Annotated in this window: 18 protein-coding genes; 5 read left to right on the top strand and 13 right to left on the bottom strand. The window is 63.3% G+C overall.

The annotated features are described in order from the left end of the window. Positions 1 to 181: 181 nt before the first annotated feature. From OKW20_RS16260 to OKW20_RS16285, 6 genes are read right to left on the bottom strand one after another with little or no spacing between them, the layout of a single operon-like run. Positions 182 to 1,174, bottom strand: a complete 993-nt coding sequence (locus OKW20_RS16260; RefSeq protein ID WP_043620767.1) for an ABC transporter substrate-binding protein — start codon at positions 1,172 to 1,174, stop codon at positions 182 to 184. 51 nt (positions 1,175 to 1,225) lie between these two features. After that, on the bottom strand, positions 1,226 to 2,095 hold the full coding sequence (locus OKW20_RS16265) for an ABC transporter permease (protein ID WP_043620764.1): 870 nt from the start codon (positions 2,093 to 2,095) through the stop codon (positions 1,226 to 1,228). Then, a complete protein-coding gene (locus OKW20_RS16270; RefSeq protein WP_429173593.1) occupies positions 2,092 to 2,976 on the bottom strand; it encodes an ABC transporter permease in 885 nt (294 codons plus the stop codon). Before OKW20_RS16270 ends, OKW20_RS16265 begins: the two co-directional genes overlap by 4 nt. 2 nt (positions 2,977 to 2,978) lie before the next feature. After that, complete coding sequence (locus OKW20_RS16275) at positions 2,979 to 3,314, bottom strand: hypothetical protein (protein WP_043620760.1); 336 nt, start codon at positions 3,312 to 3,314, stop codon at positions 2,979 to 2,981. Further along, entirely contained in the window at positions 3,311 to 3,775 is a 465-nt protein-coding gene (locus OKW20_RS16280; protein ID WP_043620757.1) for a GNAT family N-acetyltransferase, read from the bottom strand. Before OKW20_RS16280 ends, OKW20_RS16275 begins: the two co-directional genes overlap by 4 nt. Then, positions 3,765 to 4,556: an ABC transporter ATP-binding protein gene (locus OKW20_RS16285; RefSeq protein WP_043620799.1), complete on the bottom strand. Its 792-nt coding sequence runs from the start codon at positions 4,554 to 4,556 to the stop codon at positions 3,765 to 3,767. The genes OKW20_RS16280 and OKW20_RS16285 overlap by 11 nt, the downstream gene beginning before the upstream one ends. Positions 4,557 to 4,677: 121 nt before the next feature. On the opposite strand from OKW20_RS16285, the gene OKW20_RS16290 reads away from it, so the two are divergent. Next, positions 4,678 to 5,091, top strand: coding sequence for a cupin domain-containing protein (locus OKW20_RS16290; RefSeq protein WP_429173596.1), 414 nt, complete (start codon positions 4,678 to 4,680; stop codon positions 5,089 to 5,091). Between the two features lie 93 nt (positions 5,092 to 5,184). Here OKW20_RS16290 and hydA read toward each other — a convergent pair whose 3' ends face one another. Both hydA and OKW20_RS16300 read right to left on the bottom strand, forming a co-directional pair. Then, positions 5,185 to 6,639, bottom strand: coding sequence for a dihydropyrimidinase (gene hydA / locus OKW20_RS16295; RefSeq protein WP_429173598.1), 1,455 nt, complete (start codon positions 6,637 to 6,639; stop codon positions 5,185 to 5,187). 79 nt (positions 6,640 to 6,718) lie between these two features. Next, positions 6,719 to 7,969 (bottom strand): Zn-dependent hydrolase, encoded by a 1,251-nt coding sequence (locus OKW20_RS16300; RefSeq protein WP_429173600.1) that lies wholly within the window; start codon positions 7,967 to 7,969, stop codon positions 6,719 to 6,721. Between the two features lie 280 nt (positions 7,970 to 8,249). Between OKW20_RS16300 and OKW20_RS16305 the strand changes: the two genes are divergently transcribed. Then, the gene (locus tag OKW20_RS16305) at positions 8,250 to 8,903 is read left to right on the top strand and encodes a TetR family transcriptional regulator C-terminal domain-containing protein (RefSeq protein WP_034794116.1); all 654 of its coding nucleotides are present in this window, start codon (positions 8,250 to 8,252) and stop codon (positions 8,901 to 8,903) included. A gap of 17 nt (positions 8,904 to 8,920) precedes the next feature. Here the strand turns inward: OKW20_RS16305 and OKW20_RS16310 are convergent, their stop codons facing one another. The 3 genes from OKW20_RS16310 to OKW20_RS16320 all read right to left on the bottom strand — a co-directional run bounded on the left by OKW20_RS16310 (position 8,921) and on the right by OKW20_RS16320 (position 12,888). Continuing rightward, complete coding sequence (locus OKW20_RS16310; RefSeq protein WP_429116189.1) at positions 8,921 to 9,850, bottom strand: DMT family transporter; 930 nt, start codon at positions 9,848 to 9,850, stop codon at positions 8,921 to 8,923. Positions 9,851 to 9,999: 149 nt separating this feature from the next. Further along, positions 10,000 to 11,676, bottom strand: coding sequence for an adenylate/guanylate cyclase domain-containing protein (locus OKW20_RS16315; protein ID WP_429173601.1), 1,677 nt, complete (start codon positions 11,674 to 11,676; stop codon positions 10,000 to 10,002). A 312-nt stretch (positions 11,677 to 11,988) separates the two neighbouring features. Then, on the bottom strand, positions 11,989 to 12,888 hold the full coding sequence (locus tag OKW20_RS16320) for a LysR family transcriptional regulator (RefSeq protein WP_429173603.1): 900 nt from the start codon (positions 12,886 to 12,888) through the stop codon (positions 11,989 to 11,991). A gap of 107 nt (positions 12,889 to 12,995) precedes the next feature. On the opposite strand from OKW20_RS16320, the gene OKW20_RS16325 reads away from it, so the two are divergent. Then, a complete protein-coding gene (locus OKW20_RS16325; RefSeq protein WP_429173605.1) occupies positions 12,996 to 14,018 on the top strand; it encodes a zinc-dependent alcohol dehydrogenase family protein in 1,023 nt (340 codons plus the stop codon). 76 nt (positions 14,019 to 14,094) lie between these two features. Here the strand turns inward: OKW20_RS16325 and preA are convergent, their stop codons facing one another. Together preA and OKW20_RS16335 are read right to left on the bottom strand one after the other, a co-directional pair. Beyond that, the gene (preA, locus tag OKW20_RS16330) at positions 14,095 to 15,408 is read right to left on the bottom strand and encodes an NAD-dependent dihydropyrimidine dehydrogenase subunit PreA (protein ID WP_104668042.1); all 1,314 of its coding nucleotides are present in this window, start codon (positions 15,406 to 15,408) and stop codon (positions 14,095 to 14,097) included. Positions 15,409 to 15,426: 18 nt separating this feature from the next. Further along, positions 15,427 to 16,788: an NAD(P)-dependent oxidoreductase gene (locus tag OKW20_RS16335; protein ID WP_429173606.1), complete on the bottom strand. Its 1,362-nt coding sequence runs from the start codon at positions 16,786 to 16,788 to the stop codon at positions 15,427 to 15,429. A 204-nt stretch (positions 16,789 to 16,992) separates the two neighbouring features. On the opposite strand from OKW20_RS16335, the gene OKW20_RS16340 reads away from it, so the two are divergent. Together OKW20_RS16340 and OKW20_RS16345 are read left to right on the top strand one after the other, a co-directional pair. Further along, positions 16,993 to 17,946, top strand: coding sequence for a sugar-binding transcriptional regulator (locus tag OKW20_RS16340; protein WP_429173608.1), 954 nt, complete (start codon positions 16,993 to 16,995; stop codon positions 17,944 to 17,946). A 199-nt stretch (positions 17,947 to 18,145) separates the two neighbouring features. Beyond that, on the top strand, positions 18,146 to 19,456 hold the full coding sequence (locus OKW20_RS16345; protein WP_429173609.1) for an ABC transporter substrate-binding protein: 1,311 nt from the start codon (positions 18,146 to 18,148) through the stop codon (positions 19,454 to 19,456). Positions 19,457 to 19,593 lie beyond the last annotated feature (137 nt).

The following is a 19,593-nucleotide window of genomic DNA, read 5'->3' on the forward strand; positions in this document are numbered from 1 at the left end:
TTGCGATCTTGACACGATCTTGACAGTGGCAAGCAAAGGTAGCGCCGTTGCTTGCCGCGTTACCACCCCCACGCCCGGTACCCGGCAGCAGCTTGGCGGATGCGAACGACCGCTAAGAAAACGGAAGAGGGCCGCACGATACTGAGCCGTGCGACCCTCTTTTGCTTTGTGGAAACAGGTCCTATTTCAGCGCGGCGTCGGTGATCTCGTGGGTCCAGGCGCCCTCAGGCTCCTTGGAAATCACGGGATCGGAACCGCCCGAAAGCAGCGACTGCACGGTGCGCTTGTAGTCTGCCTCGTCGAGCGAACCGTTGGAGCCGGCGGTGAGCTTCGCCACTTCGCTCATCATGCGCTTCTGGTGCTTCTCCGTCTGGGCGCCGGTGGAGTCGTTCTCAAGAACGATATCGGCGGCCTCGTCCGGGTTCTGCTCTGCGTACTTCCAGCCCTTCATCGAGGCACGGACGAACTTTACCATCTTGTCCTTGAAAGCCGGATCCTTGAGCTTGTCCTCAAGCACGTAAAGGCCGTCTTCAAGCGTCGCCACGCCCTGGTCTTCATACTTGAACGTCACCAGGTCGTCCGGCTTGATGCCGGCGTCGATGACCTGCCAGTACTCGTTGTAGGTCATGGTCGAGATGCAGGCGGCCTGCTTCTGGATCAGCGGGTCGACGTTGAAGCCCTGCTTCAGCACGGTCACGCCGTTCGGCCCGCCGTCGGTCGGGATCTTCAGGTGCGACATCCAGGAGAGGAACGGATACTCGTTGCCGAAGAACCAGACACCCAGCGTCTGGCCCTTGAACTTGTCGGGGCTGGTGACGCCGGTTTCCTTCAGGCAGGTCAGCATCATGCCCGATTTCTTGAACGGCTGGGCGATGTTGACGAGGGCCACGCCCTTTTCGCGGGTCGCAAGGGCCGACGGCATCCAGTCGACGATGACATCGGCGCCGCCGCCGGCGATCACCTGGGCCGGTGCGATATCCGGACCGCCGGGCTTGATGTCGACGTCGAGGCCTTCTTCTTCGTAGAAGCCCTTGTCTTTTGCGACATAGTAGCCGGCAAACTGCGCCTGGGTCACCCACTTCAGCTGCAGCGTCACCTTTTCGGCAGCTTCAGCCTGGAACGCTGCGAGCGAAAAGACGCCTGCGGCGAGAAGCGATGCAAGTCTTTTGTTCATGTCAGTTCCCTCTTGTTTTTACTTCGTTTTATTTAAGTTCTTCAAGCAGGCTCAGGCGCGCCCTCCGCGGATGGAGGGATGCCAGAAGGTGACGGCGCGCTCGATGAGTGCGACCACCCCGTAGAAGGCGGAACCGGCGACCGCCGCAACGGCAATCTCGGCCCAGACCATGTCGACATTCATGCGTCCCACTTCCGTGGAAATCCGGAACCCCATGCCGACGATGGGGGTCCCGAAGAACTCGGCGACGATGGCGCCGATCAGCGCCAGCGTCGAATTGATCTTGAGCGCGGTGAAGATGAACGGCCACGCGGCCGGCAGGCGCAATTTGACCAGCGTCTGCCACCAGGAGGCAGCGTAGGTGCGCATCAGGTCGCGTTCCATGTGGCTGGCGGCGGCAAGGCCGGCAACCGTGTTCACCAGCATTGGGAAGAAGGTCATGATAACGACGACGGCAACCTTCGACTGCCAGTCGAAGCCGAACCACATGACCATAATCGGGGCGACGCCGATGACGGGAAGGGCCGAGACGAAATTGCCGAGCGGCAGGAGGCCCTTCTGCAGGAAGGGAGACCGGTCGATCAGGATCGCGACGGCAAAGCCGAGGCCGCAGCCGAGCGCATAGCCGATCAGTACCGCCTTCAGGAAGGTCTGGCGGAAATCGGCGCCAAGCGTCGGCAGCGAGTTGATCAGCCTCTGCCAGATCATCGAGGGCGCCGGCAAAAGCACGGACGGAACCTGGAAGCCGCGCACGATGCCTTCCCAGAGGACGAGGATGGTGATGCCGAAAAGCAGGGGCACGGCAAAGCGGGCGGCGCTGTTGGCGATATCGCTTTCAAATTTCTGGCGTACCAGCCATTCGTTGAAGGCCCAGGCGGCGAGCCAGAAGATGATCGCAGCAGCAAGGACGGGGAGGTTCATGGCTTGGCTCCCATGCGCTTGAGGACGGCGGTGTGGGCGAAGCCGACGATCATGACGAGAACGGCTGCAAGAGCCGCCGCCATGAACAGCGCCGCCCAGATCTGGACCGTCTGGCCATAGTAGGAGCCGGCAAGCAGCCGCGCGCCGAGGCCGGCGACAGCACCGGTCGGCAATTCGCCGACGATGGCGCCGACCAGCGAAATGGCGACGGCGACCTTCAGCGAAGTGAAGAGATAGGGCATCGACGACGGCCAGCGCAGCTTCCAGAAGGTCTGGGCCGAGGAGGCATTGTAGGTGTGCATCAGGTCGAGCTGGATCGTCTCCGGGCTGCGCAGGCCCTTCACCATGCCGACGACGACAGGGAAGAAGGAGAGATAGGTAGAGATCAGCGCCTTCGGCAATAGCCCGGAAATGCCGATAGCGTTCAAGACAACGATGATCATCGGCGCAATTGCGAGGATCGGGATCGTCTGGCTGGCGATCACCCAGGGCATCAGCGAGCGGTCCATGGCGCGGTTATGCACGATGCCAACAGCAAGCAGGATGCCGAGTGCTGCACCGATGCCGAAGCCGAGCAGGGTCGCCGAGAGCGTGATCCAGGCGTGGTAGACGAGGCTGCGCTTGGAGGTGATCGCCTTGTTGAAGGTGGTGTCCCAGATCTCGGCGACCACCTGGTGCGGTGCCGGCAGGACCGGACGTTCCTGCGCCATGGTGTTGCGCACGATGTCGGAAAAGCTGATCTCGGTGCCGGCGCGGGATGCCGTATCACGCTCGAAGGGCGCGTTGAGGAAGACGACCGCGACATACCAGATGGCGATCAGCAGCAGGACGACGGTGCCGACCGGCACCAACTTGTCCCTGATGAAACTTGGTTCCTGCATCGTCACGCCTTTCCGCTTGCGGGCAACAACATCAGGCCCATGGCGACGATGCCGAGAAGCACGCCGGCGGCCTGTGTGAGACTCAATCGTTCGCCGAACACCGTGAAGGCGATGACATTGACCATCACGAGCTGCACGATCGCCGACAGCGAGATGGCAAGGCCGAGGCCGCCCTCGCGCATGAGCTTCACCATGATGATGTTGCCGACCACGTAGAGCCCGAGTGCCAGGAAGAGCATGCCGAGGTTATTGTTGGAGACATAGGCGCGTGAGGCCGTGGCGCCGCCAAGGAAGATCGTCGTTGCGAGCAGCATCCAGAGGCCAAAGGCAAGGTTCATGCCCGCACCTCCCTGCCGCGCCAGCGATAGAGGATATCCGGCAGCTGTTCCTCGTTGTCGCCGTCGGTCCGCCGCACAGCCTTAAAGCCCTGGTGCTCGTAGAAGCGCTGGGCGTCACGGTTGTTTTCGAAGGTCCAAAGGCTCAACTCGTCCGGTGACATCGCCTTGGCGGTGTCGATCAGCCGGGCGCCAATGCCGGCGCCACGGTGCCTCTCGTCGATGTAGAGCGCAGTGACGTGGTGGTCGTCGGAGAGGGAGAGGAAGCCGGCGATCTTGCCATCCTCCTCTGCCAGGAACACGGTGCGTTCGGCAAAGACGGTTTCGGCGTAATAGCGTTCGACATCGGCATGCTCATGCACCCGCGGCATCCAGGCCGTGGCGTCGATCCAGCGATTGAGAATGCCGGCGCAGGCGGCCATGTCGGTCTGTTCGGCCCGGCGGATGCCGATGCTATTCGTCATAGCTGTGTCCCGCGCGCAGGCCTTCGCGAACGCGATGGGCGATTTCGAGGAACTCCGGCGTTTCGCGAATGCCAAGCGGCCGTTCGCGCGGCAGCGGCGATTCGATCACATCGGTGACGCGGCCGGGGCGGGGGCTCATCACCACGATCTTGGTGGAGAGGTAGACGGCCTCGGGGATCGAGTGGGTGACGAAACAGATCGTCTTGTTGGTGCGGGCCCAGAGCTTCAAGAGCTGTTCGTTGAGGTGGTCGCGCACGATCTCGTCGAGTGCACCGAAGGGCTCGTCCATCAGAAGCAGATCGGCGTCGAAGGCGAGTGCGCGGGCGATCGAGGCGCGCTGCTGCATGCCGCCGGAGAGCTGCCAGGGGTATTTCTTGCCGAAGCCCGTGAGGTTGACGAGGTCGAGCGTGCGCTCGATGCGCGCCTTCTTTTCCTCCTTCGAATAGCCCATGATCTCCAGCGGCAGGGCGATGTTGTTTTCGATCGTGCGCCAGGGATAGAGCGCGGCCGCCTGGAAGACATAGCCATAGGCGCGCTCCTTGCGCGCTTCCTCGGGCGTCATGCCGTTGACGCTGATCTTGCCGGACGTCGCTTTTTCAAGATCGGCGATCACGCGCAGGAAGGTCGTCTTGCCGCAGCCGGACGGACCGATGAAGGAAACGAAGTCACCCTTGGCGACATCCAGGTTGACGCCGGTCAGCGCATGGACGGGGCCATCGGCGGTGTCGAAAGTCAGGCAGAGGTCCCGGGCCGAAACCACGGATGCGGTATTGGACGTCATCGGCGAATACTCATTCTGGCTGGTCTGTGTCAGACTGCTATCCGGACCGGCAACATGCAATCGCGGATTTGGGTGCGAAGCCGTTTGTTGCTGGTTTTTCAGGGAATTCTGGAGAACGCTCATGTCTCGATCATCCAATCCGGGCTGTCGCGTGGTTCGTCCTGAAGGCGCCGTGGCCGGCCAGCAGGGGCTCAACTATTTCGAGGGCATTGCGGCGGAGACCGTCGGGGCGACAGGGCTCTGCATGCACATCGTGACGATCCCGCCCGGCGCGCGCGCCAAGGCGCATCTGCACGAGAGCCACGAGACGGCGATCTACGTGCTTTCCGGAGAGGCCTGGACCTGGTTTGGCGAGAGGCTTGAGGAGCACGTCGTCGCTCGGGCCGGCGAGATGGTCTACATCCCCGCCGGCATGCCGCATCTGCCGGAGAACCGCTCGAACGCGCCCTGTTCGGCCGTCATCGCACGCACGGACCCGAACCAGCGCGAAAGCCTCGTGCTGCTGCCCGAGCTCGATCACCTCGTGCCCGGCTGACGGCTCGCAGGCCGAAGCGCCCCGCCAAGGTGGCGGGACATGTCCGGTGGGACAGAGCGGCGCGAAGACGTGCAAGCCGCGAAACATGAGGCCTCAGACGCCCGTGGCCGGAATGCCGGTGCGCTGGACGGCGCGCGGCGCTGTCACTTCCTTCCAGGTGGAAAGGGCGGAGCTGACCGCTGGGAACGGATCGCGGCGGACGAATTCGCCGTGGCCCTCGCGGGTCTTGATCGAGCTCTCCTCGATCGCGACGACGCCGCGGGTCAGGGTGAAGCGCGGCAGGCCTTTCACTTCCTTGCCCTCGAAGACGTTGTAGTCGATCGCCGACTGCTGGCTTTTGGCGGAGATCGTCTTTGAGCGCTTCGGATCCCAGACGACGAGGTCGGCATCGGCGCCGACGAGGATCGCGCCCTTCTTCGGGTAGATGTTGAGGATCTTGGCGATATTGGTCGAGGTCACGGCCACGAACTCGTTCATGGTGATGCGGCCGGTGTTGACGCCATGGGTCCACAGCATCGGCATGCGGTCTTCGAGACCACCGGTGCCGTTCGGGATCTTGGTGAAATCGCCGACGCCGAAGCGCTTCTGCTCGGAGGTAAAGGCGCAATGGTCCGTCGCCACCACCTGCAGCGAGCCCGAGGCAAGGCCGGCCCAGAGCGAATCCTGATGCAGCTTGTTGCGGAAGGGCGGCGACATCACGCGGCGGGCCGCATGGTCCCAGTCCTTGTTGAAATACTCGGTTTCGTCGAGCGTCAGGTGCTGGATCAGCGGCTCGCCGAAGACGCGCATGCCCTTGGAGCGGGCGCGGCGGATCGCTTCATGTGCCTGTTCGCAGGATGTGTGCACGATGTAGACGGGGCATCCGGCCATGTCGGCGATCATGATCGCGCGGTTGGTGGCTTCGCCTTCGACCTCGGCGGGCCGTGAATAGGCGTGCGCCTCCGGCCCATTGTTGCCATCGGCGAGCAGCTTTGCCTGCAGCTGGGCGACGACGTCGCCGTTTTCGGCGTGCACCAAGGGCAGCGCACCTAGTGCTGCGCAGCGCTGGAAGGACGAGAACATCTCGTCGTCGTCCACCATCAAAGCACCCTTGTAGGCCATAAAGTGCTTGAAGGTGTTGATGCCCTTGTCCTTGACGATCGTCTCCATCTCGTTGAAGACCTGCTCGCTCCACCAGGTGATCGCCATGTGGAAGGAATAGTCGCAGTTCGCACGGGTGGACTTGTTGTCCCACATGGTGAGCGCTTCGAGCAGCGACTGGTTGGGCGAGGGGAGTGCAAAGTCGACCACCATCGTCGTGCCGCCGGCAAGGGCCGCGCGCGTGCCGCTTTCGAAATCGTCCGAGGAATAGGTGCCCATGAAGGGCATTTCGAGATGCGTATGCGGGTCGATGCCGCCGGGCATGATGTAACAGCCGCTCGCATCGAGCGTTTCGTCGCCCGACAGGTTCGGGCCGATCTCGACGATCTTTCCGCCGTCGATCTTGACGTCCGCCTTGTAGGTCAGGTCGGCCGTGACGATGGTTCCACCCTTGATGACAGTGCTCATGATTGTTCCTCGCGATTGCGCTTCCGGCAGCCAGGCAGCCGCCACGAAAAAGGGCGGAACTTTCGTCCCGCCCGCAAACTCATTCGACGATTTCGGCCGTTTCGACGACGGCGTGGAAGAGGACGTCGGCTCCGGCGCTGGCCCACTCCCTGGAGATGTCCTCTGCCTCGTTGTGGCTGAGGCCTCCGACGCAGGGGCACATGATCATCGTCGTCGGCGCCACCTTGGCGGCCCAGCAGGCGTCATGCCCGGCGCCTGAGATGAGGTTCATGTGGCTGTAGCCGAGATGCTCGGCGGCGTTGCGCACGGCGCTGACCAGCTTCGGGTCGAAGGTGACCGGCTCGAAATGGCCGATCGCCTCGATGGAACAGCCGACGCCGAGCGCCTCTGTGATCTTGGGGGCCTCGGCCTCGATCTTGGCGCGCATGCGGTCGAGCTTGGCCTTGTCGGGCGAGCGGATGTCGACGGTGAAGACCACTTTGCCCGGCAAGACGTTGCGGGAGTTGGGCGAGAAGAACACCTGGCCGACGCCGCCGACGGCGCCCGGCTGATTCTCCATGGCGACGCCCTGGACCATTTCCAGGATGCGGGCCATGGCAAGGCCGGCGTTGACGCGCATGTTCATCGGGGTCGAACCCGTATGGGCTTCGCGGCCGGTCAGCGTGAACTCCAGCCACCACAGGCCCTGACAGTGGGTGACGACGCCGATGTCCTTGCCCTCGGCCTCGAGGATCGGGCCCTGCTCGATGTGATATTCGAAATAGGCGTGCATCTTGCGGGCGCCGACTTCTTCGTCGCCGAGCCAGCCGATGCGCTTCAACTCGTCGCCGAAGGTCTTTCCTTCCGGGTCCTTGCGGCCATAGGCGAAGTCCTTTGTGAGCACGCCGGCAAAGACACCGGACGCAAGCATGGCCGGCGCAAAGCGCGCGCCTTCCTCGTTGGTCCAGTTGGTGACGACGACGGGGTGCTTTGTCTTGATGCCGAGATCGTTCATCGAGCGAACGACCTCAAGGCCCGAGAGCACGCCGAGCACGCCGTCATACTTGCCGCCGGTTGGCTGGGTATCGAGATGCGAGCCGATATAGACGGGCAGCGCATCCGGGTCGGTGCCCGGCCTTGTGAAGAACATATTGCCCATGGTGTCGACGCCCATGGTGAGGCCGGCCTTTTCGCACCAGGACTGGAACAGCCGGCGCCCTTCGGCGTCCTCATCGGTCAGTGTCTGGCGGTTGTTGCCGCCCGCGACACCAGGGCCGATCTTGGCCATTTCCATAAGTGAATCCCACAGGCGGTCGGCATTGACGCGCATGTTCTCGCCAGGTGCAGCCACGGCGGTCTCCTCATCTTTTCAGGGCTTTGCCTTGATCGGCGCGCCCTTATGTTCCCGTGGTCAAATCCAGGCTTGGTTTTTTCTGGTGCCCTTCGATCAGCCGTTGCCTTTGGCGGTGAACTGGCTGATAATTTGACCGGTTGGTAAACATTACAACTTCCGTTGCGGCACTCAAGCCGGAAAAACAAAAAAACGAAGTTGTTGCCCAAGAAGATGGCGAGGCCAGAAATTGGGCAGCCGGTTCCTGTGCGACGAGGCGCGGGCATCGCCAGGGGGACAGATGGTATTACCGAGAGCGGCCAGGACCCAGAGGCGGACCCGGATACAGGGGGAGAAGGAAGAGCGCATTCTCGAGGCGGCGCTCGAAGTCTTTTCCGCCAACGGTTTCCGCGGCTCGACCGTCGACCAGATCGCCGAAGTGGCGGGCATGTCGAAGCCCAATCTGCTCTATTATTTCCGCACCAAGGAGGCGATGCACCGGGCGCTGATCGACCGGGTGCTTGACACCTGGCTCGACCCCTTGCGGGAGTTCAACGCCGAGGGGAACCCGGTCGCCGAAATCCGCAGCTATATCCGGCGCAAGCTCGAGATGGCCCGCGACTATCCGCGCGAAAGCCGGCTCTTCGCCAACGAGGTGCTGCAGGGCGCGCCGCATATCGAGGACGAGCTAAAAGGACCGCTGAAGTCGCTGGTCGACGAGAAGGCGGAGGTGATCCGCGCCTGGGCCAAGGCCGGCAAGATCGCCAAATGCGATCCCTATCACCTGATCTTTGCGATCTGGTCCACCACCCAGCACTATGCCGACTTCGATGTGCAGGTGCGCGCCGTGCTCGGCCAGGGCAATGCCGGGGACGGACGCTTCGAGGATGCGGCACGCTTCCTCGAACGGCTGTTCGTCGACGGGCTGCAGGTGAGCGAGCAGCCGGCGGCCTGAGCCGCTCTTTCTGATTTTCAATCGGGCAGCAGCGCCATCAAGAGCAGGCCGCAGGCGGTGGTGAGCGCGCCGGCAAGCACCGGTAGGCTGGTCCAGCCGTGACCGAGCAGACCTTCGAGCAGGATGATGAAGCTTGGCGTCAGGTAGCCGTAGCCGAGCACCTTCGATGCCGGCAGCCGCATCGAGGCATATTGCAAAAGCAGGAAGGTGATCGCGGTCGTAACCACGGCAAGATAGAGCACGGCCATCCAGACGATTGCCGGAAGTGCGGCAAAATCGGCGGTGACGAGGCCGACGCCGCCGGGCACCAGCAGCCAGGGCACGGTGAAGACCGCTACCCAGAAGCCGAAGGCGAAGGGACTCTCCTCTCGGCCGAACTTGCGGATCAGCGGCACATAGACCGCGTGGCAGACGACGCCAACGAAGAAGATCAATTCGCCCTGGCCGACGTCGAAGGCAAGGATCGCGCCGACATCGGCGCGAAAGATCACCCAGACGGCGCCGAGGGCGGCGATGATGAGCCCGGCGAGCACGCCCGGGCGGGTATGCTGACCGAGCAACACGAACGCGAATCCGGCGCTCAAGAGCGGCATCAGCGTGAAGACCGCGCCTGTCGAAACCGGGCTGGTGAACTCCAGCGCCTTGAACATCGTCAGCATGTAGACAGCGATCAGCCCGCCGAGGATCACAAAGCGCCATGCTTGCCTGGGGAAATGAAACGGCACGCGGGCATAGCCGAAGGTGAGCAGGCCAAGGACCACGACGGTCAACAGATAGCGCCAGAGCGTCAGCGGCCCGGCGCCCATATGTTGGGTGGCAAGGCCGCCGAAGGAAAAGGAGCCGGCGATCAGGACGGCGAAGGTCATCATCGCCAGGTGCGCCTTCAGCTTCTCGGCGCCTTTCGCATGAACCTGGTGCGCGGTTTTCGGGGAGACGTCCTGTTTCATGCGGGCTTCCGGATTGGATCGGCGGCGAGGGCGGGAAGGATCTCTACTACTAGATCATTTCAGCGCCTCATTGAAACCGTGAAAAGATCCAACGGCTTGAACGTATGCAACGTCGGGCGTGAAACTGTTTCACGCTTTCAAGCGTTGCCTTACGCGTTCGACGGGGCTGGCTGCAAGGCCTCGGAGATGCGTGCGGCGTCCTCGACGATCCAGGTTTCGAGCGTCGCCTGCCGGCCGCGCAGGCCGATGTCCAGTCGCTCGTGCCCTTCGATCACCAGGCCCGCGCGGTTGACGAGCTCGGCCGAGACGGCCAGTTGCACGTCATGTTCCTTGGCGAGGCCCTCCAGCCGGCTCGCGGTGTTGATGGTATCGCCGACCGCCGTCAGCGATGTCGCCTGGCCGTAGCCGATCTCGCCGATGATCGCCGGGCCTGCGTGCAGGCCCATGGCGATGCGCAGCGGCTCGTCGAGCTCGCCGCGGAAGGTCTGGTTCAGCGTCTCGAGGCCCCTGGATATGCGCACGGCGGCGGCAAGCGACTGACGGCAGGCCTCGGTATAGGTGCTCTTCAGGCCGAAGATCGCCAAAGCGCCGTCGCCGATGAACTTGTCGATGACGCCACCGGAATCCTCGACGGCTTCTCCCACCATCTCGAAGTAGCGGTTGAGCAGGAACACGGTGTCGAAAGGCAGCTTGTGTTCGGCAATGCTGGTGAAGCCGCGCAGGTCGCAAAAGAGCACGGCGATGCGCCGCTCGCGGCCTTCGCCGCCTTCGCGTCCGATCTGCTTCTTGATGCCGAGGCTGTCGCTGTCGAGGATCGGCACGACCGTCACATTGTGCACCGGGCGGAACTGGCAGGCGAGGCGGACATTGTCGGGGGCGCCGATCCGCGTGAGGGTTGCAAGCTCTGCATCCTCGGGCGGCGGCTGGTCTTCAAGGCCCTGGATGATGCGCACGCGGCAGGTCGAGCATCGGCCGCGGCCGCCGCAGACCGAGACATGGGCGATGCCCGCGGCCCGGCTTGCTTCGAGCACGCTGAAGCCGAGATTGACGGTGGCGACCCGGCCGTCGGGGTAGCGGACGCGAATGCGCCCACCCTTCGGCATGGCCCGCAGCAGGAAGGTGCCGGCGATCAGGCCGCCAAAGCCGAAATAGAGGCCGAGCCGAATATCCTCGAGGAGCGTCAGGTCGAACTGAGGCTTCGAATAGGAACGGTCGCCGTAGCCGCCATGTTCGGCGTAACCGTCCTCCATCGAGCGGGCGCCGCTGACGAAGCCGAGCAACGCGAAGATCGGCACCAGGATCGCGACCGTGTAGAGCAGGATTTCGTAGCGCGGGAACCAGGCCCGGCCGCGCATCCAGAACCAGGCTCCGAGGCAGCCGTGGCCCCAGACGAGCAGCAGGGCGACGGACTGTCTGATGGCGTTGAACGAATTCGACCAGAGCGTGCGGAGCATGTCCGGATAGTCGGCGTCGATCCCGGTGAGGAGCGGCTCGACGCGCGCGGCGGTGACATGGCCGATCAAAAGGAAGGGCAGGCTCAGACCGAAGACGATCTTCAGCGCCTCGCGCGCCGGCATTCTGAGTGTCTGCCGGCGGTAGATGCTTTCGAGCGCCATGACGAAGTGCAAAAGCAGGGCGCCATAGAGCAGCACCGTGCCGGGCAGGCTATGCCATATGAGATTGAAGCCCCTGCGGGCGGTTTCCATCGCCTCGATGGAGATCAGGCCCAGCGAATGGTTGAAGAAATGCGCCAGGACAAACGTACCGAGGATGGCCCCGGAGACGAGGTGAATTCGCTTGCGTCGGTTGGCCGAAATGATCGTCAAGCAACAAGTCCGGCTCTGCCGGAAGTCGTCCGGCTGCAGTGTCAAAACCGTCGGAGACAGCGCTACGGCCCTGATCGAGCCCGCGGCGCACCCCGTATGAGTTCTCCCTTATTATCCAGATCGTGCGAGCCGACAACTTACCATTTTTACACAATCTGTTTCGTTTTCGTGTCCTGTTCGTTATCGGCCGGGAAGGCTATTCAACGGAATTCGGCCGTCGGGCCGCGGGATCCGCAGTGCCGGGCGAAGCGGCCGCCAATGCCGGCCATTATCCGCACGCCGTCGCCTTCGGAAGCAGGAATGCTCCGCGGATCATTGCATCATGGGGGCCAGTCGATCGGCCAGCGTGTCGATCATCAGCCGCAATTTCGGCGGCATGTATTGCGTGCGCGGCCACACGACATGGGCTGCGAAGGAGAGGGCGGGCACATCGGTAAGAATGCGGACAAGCCGTCCTGAGTCGATGTGACTGCGCACCAGCCAGCACGGCAGCCAGGCAAGGCCGAAGCCGTCTGCCGCCGCATCCGCGATCGAGGTCAGGTCGTCGAGTTTCAGCCGTGCCGGCGGCGTCACCTGCCGGGGTGCCGCTCCCTTGATCGGGAAGGACCAGGAAAGCGCATCGCTGCTGCGCCGATAAAGGATCGCTTGATGGCCGGGAAGGTCATCGATACTGCGCGGCGTGCCGTGCCGCTGCAGGTAGGCGGGGGAGGCGCAGACCGTCATGGGCTGGTCGGCAACCTTGCGCGCCATCAAGTCGGGTTCATCGGGCAGCGGACCTGTGCGAATGGCGAGATCGAATCCGTCCTCGACAAGATCGACCCTGCGGTCGCTGAAATTGACGTCGAGTTCCAGGAGCGGGTGCTGACCCAGCAGTTCCGACAAGAGCGGCATGACGCATTGCCGTCCGAAAACCACGGGCAGGGACATGCGCAGCCGACCTCTGATCTCCTGCTTGCCCGACTCCAGCAGTGCTTCGCCGGCACGAATCTCACCAACGGCTCTGAGGCAACTTTCATAATAGAGCTGGCCTTCGACCGTCAGGCTCTGTGTGCGGGTTGTGCGATGGAAGAGCCGGACGCCAAGTCTTTGTTCAAGCTTGGCAATCGTCTTGCCGACAGCGGAGCGCGAGAGGTTCAGCCGTTCGGCCGCCGCTGAAAATCCACCGGCGTCGACCGCCTCGACGAAGATCGAAATGCCCCCCAGCCGCTCCACGATTGTCTCCCTTAAAGAACCAATATGGCGAATTCTTATCGCAACTGGAGAGATAAATTCAACGCTATGCTTCCTCCATCAGATCAATCCAGTGAAAGGAACGGACCATGGCAAGACTGATGAAGGAATGGACGATCGACGCGCTTGGAGCCGAAAACCTCAAAATTACCGAGCGGCGCGTTCCGGAGGCCGGCCCGGGCGAGGTCCTAGTGCGCACGACTGCCCTGTCGCTCAATTTCCGCGACAAGCTGGTTCTGGAGAACGGCATGGGCATGCCGCTTTCCTTCCCCTTCGTGCCGGGCTCCGACATGGCCGGTGTGGTCGAAGCGATCGGTCGGGGCGTGACCCGCTTTCAGCCGGGCGATCGGGTCATCTCCGTCTTCGATCCCACCTGGATCGACGGCCAGAAGCCGGGCACGGCCCGTCACCCCACCTCCTTCGCGCTCGGTGGCCTCAATCCGGGCGTCGCTTCGGAATATGTCGCCTTCCCCGAGGACTGGTTCGTGAAGGCACCCGAAAGCCTTGACGACGGCGAGGCGAGCACCTTGCCCTGTGCCGGGGTGACAGCCTGGTTCGCCCTGGTCGATAAGGGCCATCCAAAGGCGGGTGACCGTGTCGTCGTGCAGGGCACCGGCGGCGTTTCGCTGTTCGGCCTGCAGATCGCCAAGGCACATGGCGCCGAGGTTATCGTCACGTCGGCGAGCCAGGAAAAGCTCGAGCGCGCGCTTGCTCTCGGCGCCGACCATGGCATCAACCGCGTGAGCGAGGATTGGGCGGAGCGCGTTCTCGAGATCACCGGCGATCGTGGCGCCGATCATATTTTGGAGATCGCCGGTGGCGCCAATCTCGGCAAGTCGCTGCAGGCGGTGGCCGTGCAAGGGCGGATTTCGGTCATCGGGGTATTCGAGGGCGCCGAGATCTCTGCGCCGGTGACCCCGGTTCTTCTGAAATCGCCCGTGATCCAGGGCATCGGCGTCGCCCATCGCCGGGCATTGGAAGATCTTGTCGGCGCCATCGATCGGACTGGGATCAAGCCGGTGGTCGACGCACGCTACCGGTTCTCCGAATTGCCGGAAGCGCTCGCGCATCTCGATCGCGGTCCGTTCGGCAAGGTGGTCGTCGAGGTCTGAATTGAACGACGAAGCCGCCGGCTGGAGGTCCGGCGGCTTCGTTCGATGCGTTGCGGGCGAACCCGCTCGGGGGACCTTATTCCGCGGCCTGGCGGGCCATCGGGTTGTTCGGGTGCGTGGTCCAGTTGGCGTAGTTCGGATCGACCGGCTTGCCGGTACGCTGATCGATCGTGCCGACCGGCAGCTCTTCCATGGTGATGCAGTTTTCGACGGGACAGACGTTGACGCAGAGATTGCAGCCGACGCACTCGTCTTCCATCACCTCGAAGTGGCGTACGCCGTTGACGAACTGCGTGATCGCCTGGTGCGAGGTATCCTCGCAGGCGATGTGGCAGCGACCGCACTTGATGCAGGCATCCTGGTCGATCTTCGCCTTGGCGATGTAGTTGAGGTTCAGGTACTGCCAGTCGGTGACGTTCGGGACCGCGCGCCCGGTGATGTCGTCGAGGTTGCGGTGGCCCTTGGCGTCCATCCAGTCGGAAAGGCCCGAGATCATTTCCTGGACGATCTTGAAGCCGTAGGTCATGGCTGCCGTGCAGACCTGAACGTTGCCGGCCCCGAGCGCCAGGAACTCGGCCGCATCGCGCCAGGTGGTGATACCGCCGATGCCGGAGATCGGCAGGCCGTAGGTTTCCGGATCGCGGGCGATCTCGGCGACCATGTTGAGTGCGATCGGCTTCACCGCCGGGCCGCAATAGCCGCCGTGGGTGCCCTTGCCGCCGACCGTCGGGTTCGGCGCGAAGTTGTCGAGATCGACGGAAACGATCGAGTTGATCGTGTTGATCAGCGACACGGCGTCGGTGCCGCCGGCCTTGGCGGCGCGGGCGGGTTTGCGGATGTCGGTGATGTTGGGCGTCAGCTTGGTGATGACGGGCATGCGCGTGTACTGCTTGCACCAGCGCACGACCATCTCGATGTATTCCGGCACCTGGCCGACCGCAGCACCCATGCCGCGCTCGGACATGCCGTGCGGACAGCCGAAGTTGAGTTCGATGCCGTCGGCGCCGGTTTCCTCGACCAAAGGCAGGATCGCTTTCCACGCCTCTTCCTCGCAGGGTACCATGATCGAAGCGATCAGGGCGCGATCCGGCCAGTTCATCTTCACCTGCTTCATTTCGCGCAGGTTCACATAGAGGTCGCGGTCGGTGATGAGCTCGATGTTGTTCAAGCCCAGCAGACGGCGGTCGGCACCCCAGATCGCGCCGTAGCGCGGTCCGTTGACGTTGACAACCGGCGGTCCTTCCTCGCCGAGCGTCTTCCAGACGACGCCGCCCCAGCCCGCCTTGAAGGCGCGCTCGACGTTATAGGCCTTGTCCGTCGGTGGGGCAGACGCCAGCCAGAACGGGTTAGGGGATTTGATGCCGACGAAATTGTTGCGAAGATCAGCCATTGGTTTCTCCTCCCGATCTCAAGCGACGGCGGTCGCGCGCGGCGCTGCCGCGGCGAACGCCCGGTTGATCGATTCAGCGGCATCTCGGCCCATGGCGACGGCGGAAACCGTCAGGTCCTCGCCGCCGAGCACGCAGTCGCCACCGGCCCAGACGTTATCGATCGACGTGCGTCCTTCGGCATCGGCAACAATGCGTCCACCTTCGAGCTGCAGCGCGCCGAGGCCTGCACCGAGGAAGCTCTGGCCGATCGCCTTGAAGATCTGGTCGGCCGCAATGATACCGGTTTCGCCGGTCGCCGTCAGCTTTCCGTCTTCGAGCGTGGTGTATTCCAGCTCGATGCCGGCGACCTTGCCGTCCTTCTCGGCGATGCGCTTGGGCTGCAGCCAGTGACGGATGGTGACGCCCTTGGAGGCCGCCAGGTCCTGCTCGAATTCGGAGGCGTTCATGTGTTCCTTGCCGCGGCGATAGCAGATCGTCACCTCTTCGGCGCCGAGCAACTTGGCTTGCACCGCCGCGTCTATGGCGGTCATGCCGCCGCCGAGAACGACGACGCGGCGCCCGACCGCAATGTCGGCCTTGGTCTTCGACTGGCGAAGCGCTGCGATGAAGTCGACGGCGTCGTCAACGCCTTCGGCATTTTCACCTTCGAGGCGCAACGCGTTGACGCCGGCAAGGCCGAGGCCGAGGAAGACGCCGTCATATTGCTCCGAGAGGTCGGCAAGGGTGAAGTCGCGGCCGAGTGCCTGCCCATGGCGCACTTCGATGCCGCCGATCGCCAGCACGTAGTCGACTTCCTTCTGGGCGAAGTCATCGACCGACTTGTAGGCGGCAATGCCGTATTCGTTGAGGCCGCCGGACTTCGGGCGGGCATCGTAGATCACGACGTCGTGGCCCTTGACGGCGAGCCGATGGGCGGCAGCAAGACCGGCCGGGCCGGCGCCGACGACGGCCACCTTGCGGCCGGAGCTTTCCGCGCGGGTGTAGAACTGCTTGTTCTCCTTCATCGCCACGTCGGTCGCATAGCGCTGCAGGCGGCCGATCTCGACCGGGCGCTCCTCGGCGGTGTTGCGAACGCAGGCCTGTTCGCAGAGCGTTTCGGTGGGACAGACGCGGGCGCACATGCCGCCCAGGATGTTCTGATCGAAGATCGTCTTGGCCGATCCGATCGGGTTGCCCGTCGATATCTGCCGAATGAACAGCGGGATATCGATGGAGGTGGGACAGGCCGTCATGCACGGCGCGTCATGACAGAAATAACAGCGGTCGGAAGCGACGAGGGCCTCGTGCTTGTCGAGCGGCGGATGCAGGTCGGAGAAATTGCTCTCGTACTCCCCGAGCGGCAGGCGGCCGCCGAGGATCCCAGATTGTGTCGTTCCCATTTTTGGCTCCCAATGTTTTCTCAGGATGATGGAACGGTAACACGCTTTATTTTTTTATCAAACGGTAAAAATTTGGGGCCGAAACGGGCAAAAAGCCTTGTGCTCCCGGGCTTTGGAGCAGACCTGCCAAGCCCTTGTTCTTGGCCGATGTTTGACAGGGAGGGGCAATAGTGGCAGCAGATCATGGGGGAACGGAGAACAGCGATGGCGCGCAGGGGCGAGGCGAACAACAGGCTTGACGATGCTGCCCGGGCTGGCTGGCTATACTATGTCGCCGGCCGAACCCAGGACGAGATCGCGACCGTCATGGGGATCTCGCGCCAGTCGGCGCAGCGGCTGGTTTCGCTTGCCATGTCCGAGCGGCTGATCAAGGTCCGGCTCGACCATCCGATCGCGGCCTGCCTGGAAGCGGCGGCAGGTCTTCGCGACAAATACGGGCTGAAACATGTGGAAGTGGTGCCGAGCGATCCCGGCTCGACCTCGACGACCGTCGGCATCGCGGAGGCGGGTGCTGCCGAGATCGAGCGCTGGCTGAAATCGCCGGAGCCGCAGGTGCTGGCGATCGGTACCGGCCGCACGCTGAAGGCGGCGGTCGACCAGTTGCCGCCGATGGAATGTCCGCAGCACCGGATCGTGTCGCTCACCGGCAATATCGGCCTCGACGGCTCGGCCGCCTATTACAACGTCATCTTCAGCATGGCCGATGCGGTCAAGGCGCGGCATTTTCCGATGCCGCTGCCGGTGCTCGCCGCTTCGGCCGAGGAGCGCGAGGTGTTGCACAGCCAGAGCCTGGTGCAGGTGGCGCTCAGGCTCGGCGCCGAGGCAAATGTCGCCTTCGTCGGCGTCGGCGAACTAGGGCCCGATGCGCCGCTCTGCCAGGACGGGTTTCTGGCGCAAGAGGAGATGGCCGGCCTGACCAAGGCGGGTGCTGCGGGCGAGATCTGCGGCTGGATGTTCGATCATGACGGCGCGTTGCTCTCGGGCAGCTTCAACGAGCGCGTCGCCTCCGTTCCCTTGCCGCCGCGCGACAAGGCCTCGGTGATCGGCCTTGCCAAGGGCCGGCGCAAATATGAGGCGCTGAGGGCGGCGGTAAAGGGCGGCATCATCAACGGCCTTATCACCGATGAGGCGACTGCGAGCTATCTGCTCAACGCTTGAGCGTAATGCGAAACGTTTGAAAAGGCCGGCCAATGCGCCGGCCTTTCGCATTTGCGAAACGAAAAAATCGACAATCAAAACAATCTTCTAATGTTTCTGTGTGCGCCGCAGCAACGAATGCGCATTGACAATTCGTCACGAGAAGTGAGTAATTGCCCATGAGCGAGGCAAATGCTCAATTTCTTCTGGGAGGAAGTCGATGAACTTGAGAACTTTCCTGCTGGGCACGTGCTCGGCAGTCGCACTGTCGGGTCTGGCCCAAGCAGAAACCCTGACGATCGCGACCGTGAACAACGGCGACATGATCCGGATGCAGAAGCTGACGGAGGATTTCACGTCCAAGAATCCGGACATTCAGCTCGAGTGGGTAACGCTTGAGGAAAACGTGCTGCGCCAGCGCGTGACGACCGATATCGCCACCAAGGGCGGCCAGTACGACATCATGACGATCGGCACCTATGAAGTGCCGATCTGGGCGAAGCAGGGCTGGCTGCTGCCGCTCGACAATCTCGGCGCCGACTACGATGTCGACGACCTGCTGCCGGCAATCCGCTCGGGCCTCACCATCGACGGCAAGCTCTATGCAGCACCCTTCTACGGCGAAAGCTCGATGGTGATGTACCGCAAGGACCTGTTCGAAAAGGCCGGGCTCACCATGCCCGACGCGCCGACCTGGGATTTCATCGCCGACGCGGCGCGCAAGATCACCGACAAGAACGCCGAGATTTACGGCATCTGCCTGCGCGGCAAGGCCGGCTGGGGCGAAAACATGGCCTTCTTGACCGCGACCGCAAACGCCTTTGGCGCCCGCTGGTTCGACGAGAACTGGAAGCCGCAGTTCGACCAGCCCGAATGGAAGAACGCGCTCGACTTCTACGTCAAGCTGATGAACGACGCCGGACCGCCCGGTGCCTCCTCGAACGGCTTCAACGAGAACCTGTCGCTGTTCCAGACCGGCAAATGCGGCATGTGGATCGACGCGACGGTGGCCGCGTCCTTCGTGACCAATCCGAAGGAATCGACGGTTGCCGACAAGGTGGGCTTCGCGCTTGCTCCCGACACCGGTCTTGGCAAGCGTGGCAACTGGCTCTGGGCCTGGAACCTCGCCATCCCCGCCGGCTCGCAGAAGGTCGCTTCGGCCGAGAAGTTCATTTCCTGGGCAACCGGCAAGGGCTATCTGAATCTGGTGGCGGAGAAGGAAGGCTGGGCGAACGTTCCTCCGGGCACGCGCACCTCGCTCTACGCCAACCCCGAGTATCAGAAGGCAGCACCGTTCGCGAAGATGACGCTCGACTCGATCAACGCGGCCGACCCGAAGAACCCGGCGGTCAAGCCGGTTCCCTATGTCGGCGTGCAGTTCGTGGCGATCCCGGAATTCCAGGGTCTCGGCACGGCGGTCGGCCAGCAGTTCTCGGCAGCGCTTGCCGGACAGATGAGCGTCGACCAGGCGCTTGCCAGCGCCCAGCAGCTCACCGAGCGTGAGATGACAAAGGCTGGCTACATCAAGTGAGGCTCCCAAGGGCCCGGGGTGCTGGCCGCAAATGGCCGGCGCCCCGGTAATTCTCCTCCGGGCAGCTCTCCTGGAGGACTTTCCGAGGCGCGCGCGGTGAGCCCACGCGCGCTCGGTCCGAGCTCTCGAACACGCGT

Origin of the sequence: Ensifer sp. LBL (assembly GCF_050435225.1) — a bacterium.
GTDB lineage: Bacteria > Pseudomonadota > Alphaproteobacteria > Rhizobiales > Rhizobiaceae > Ensifer.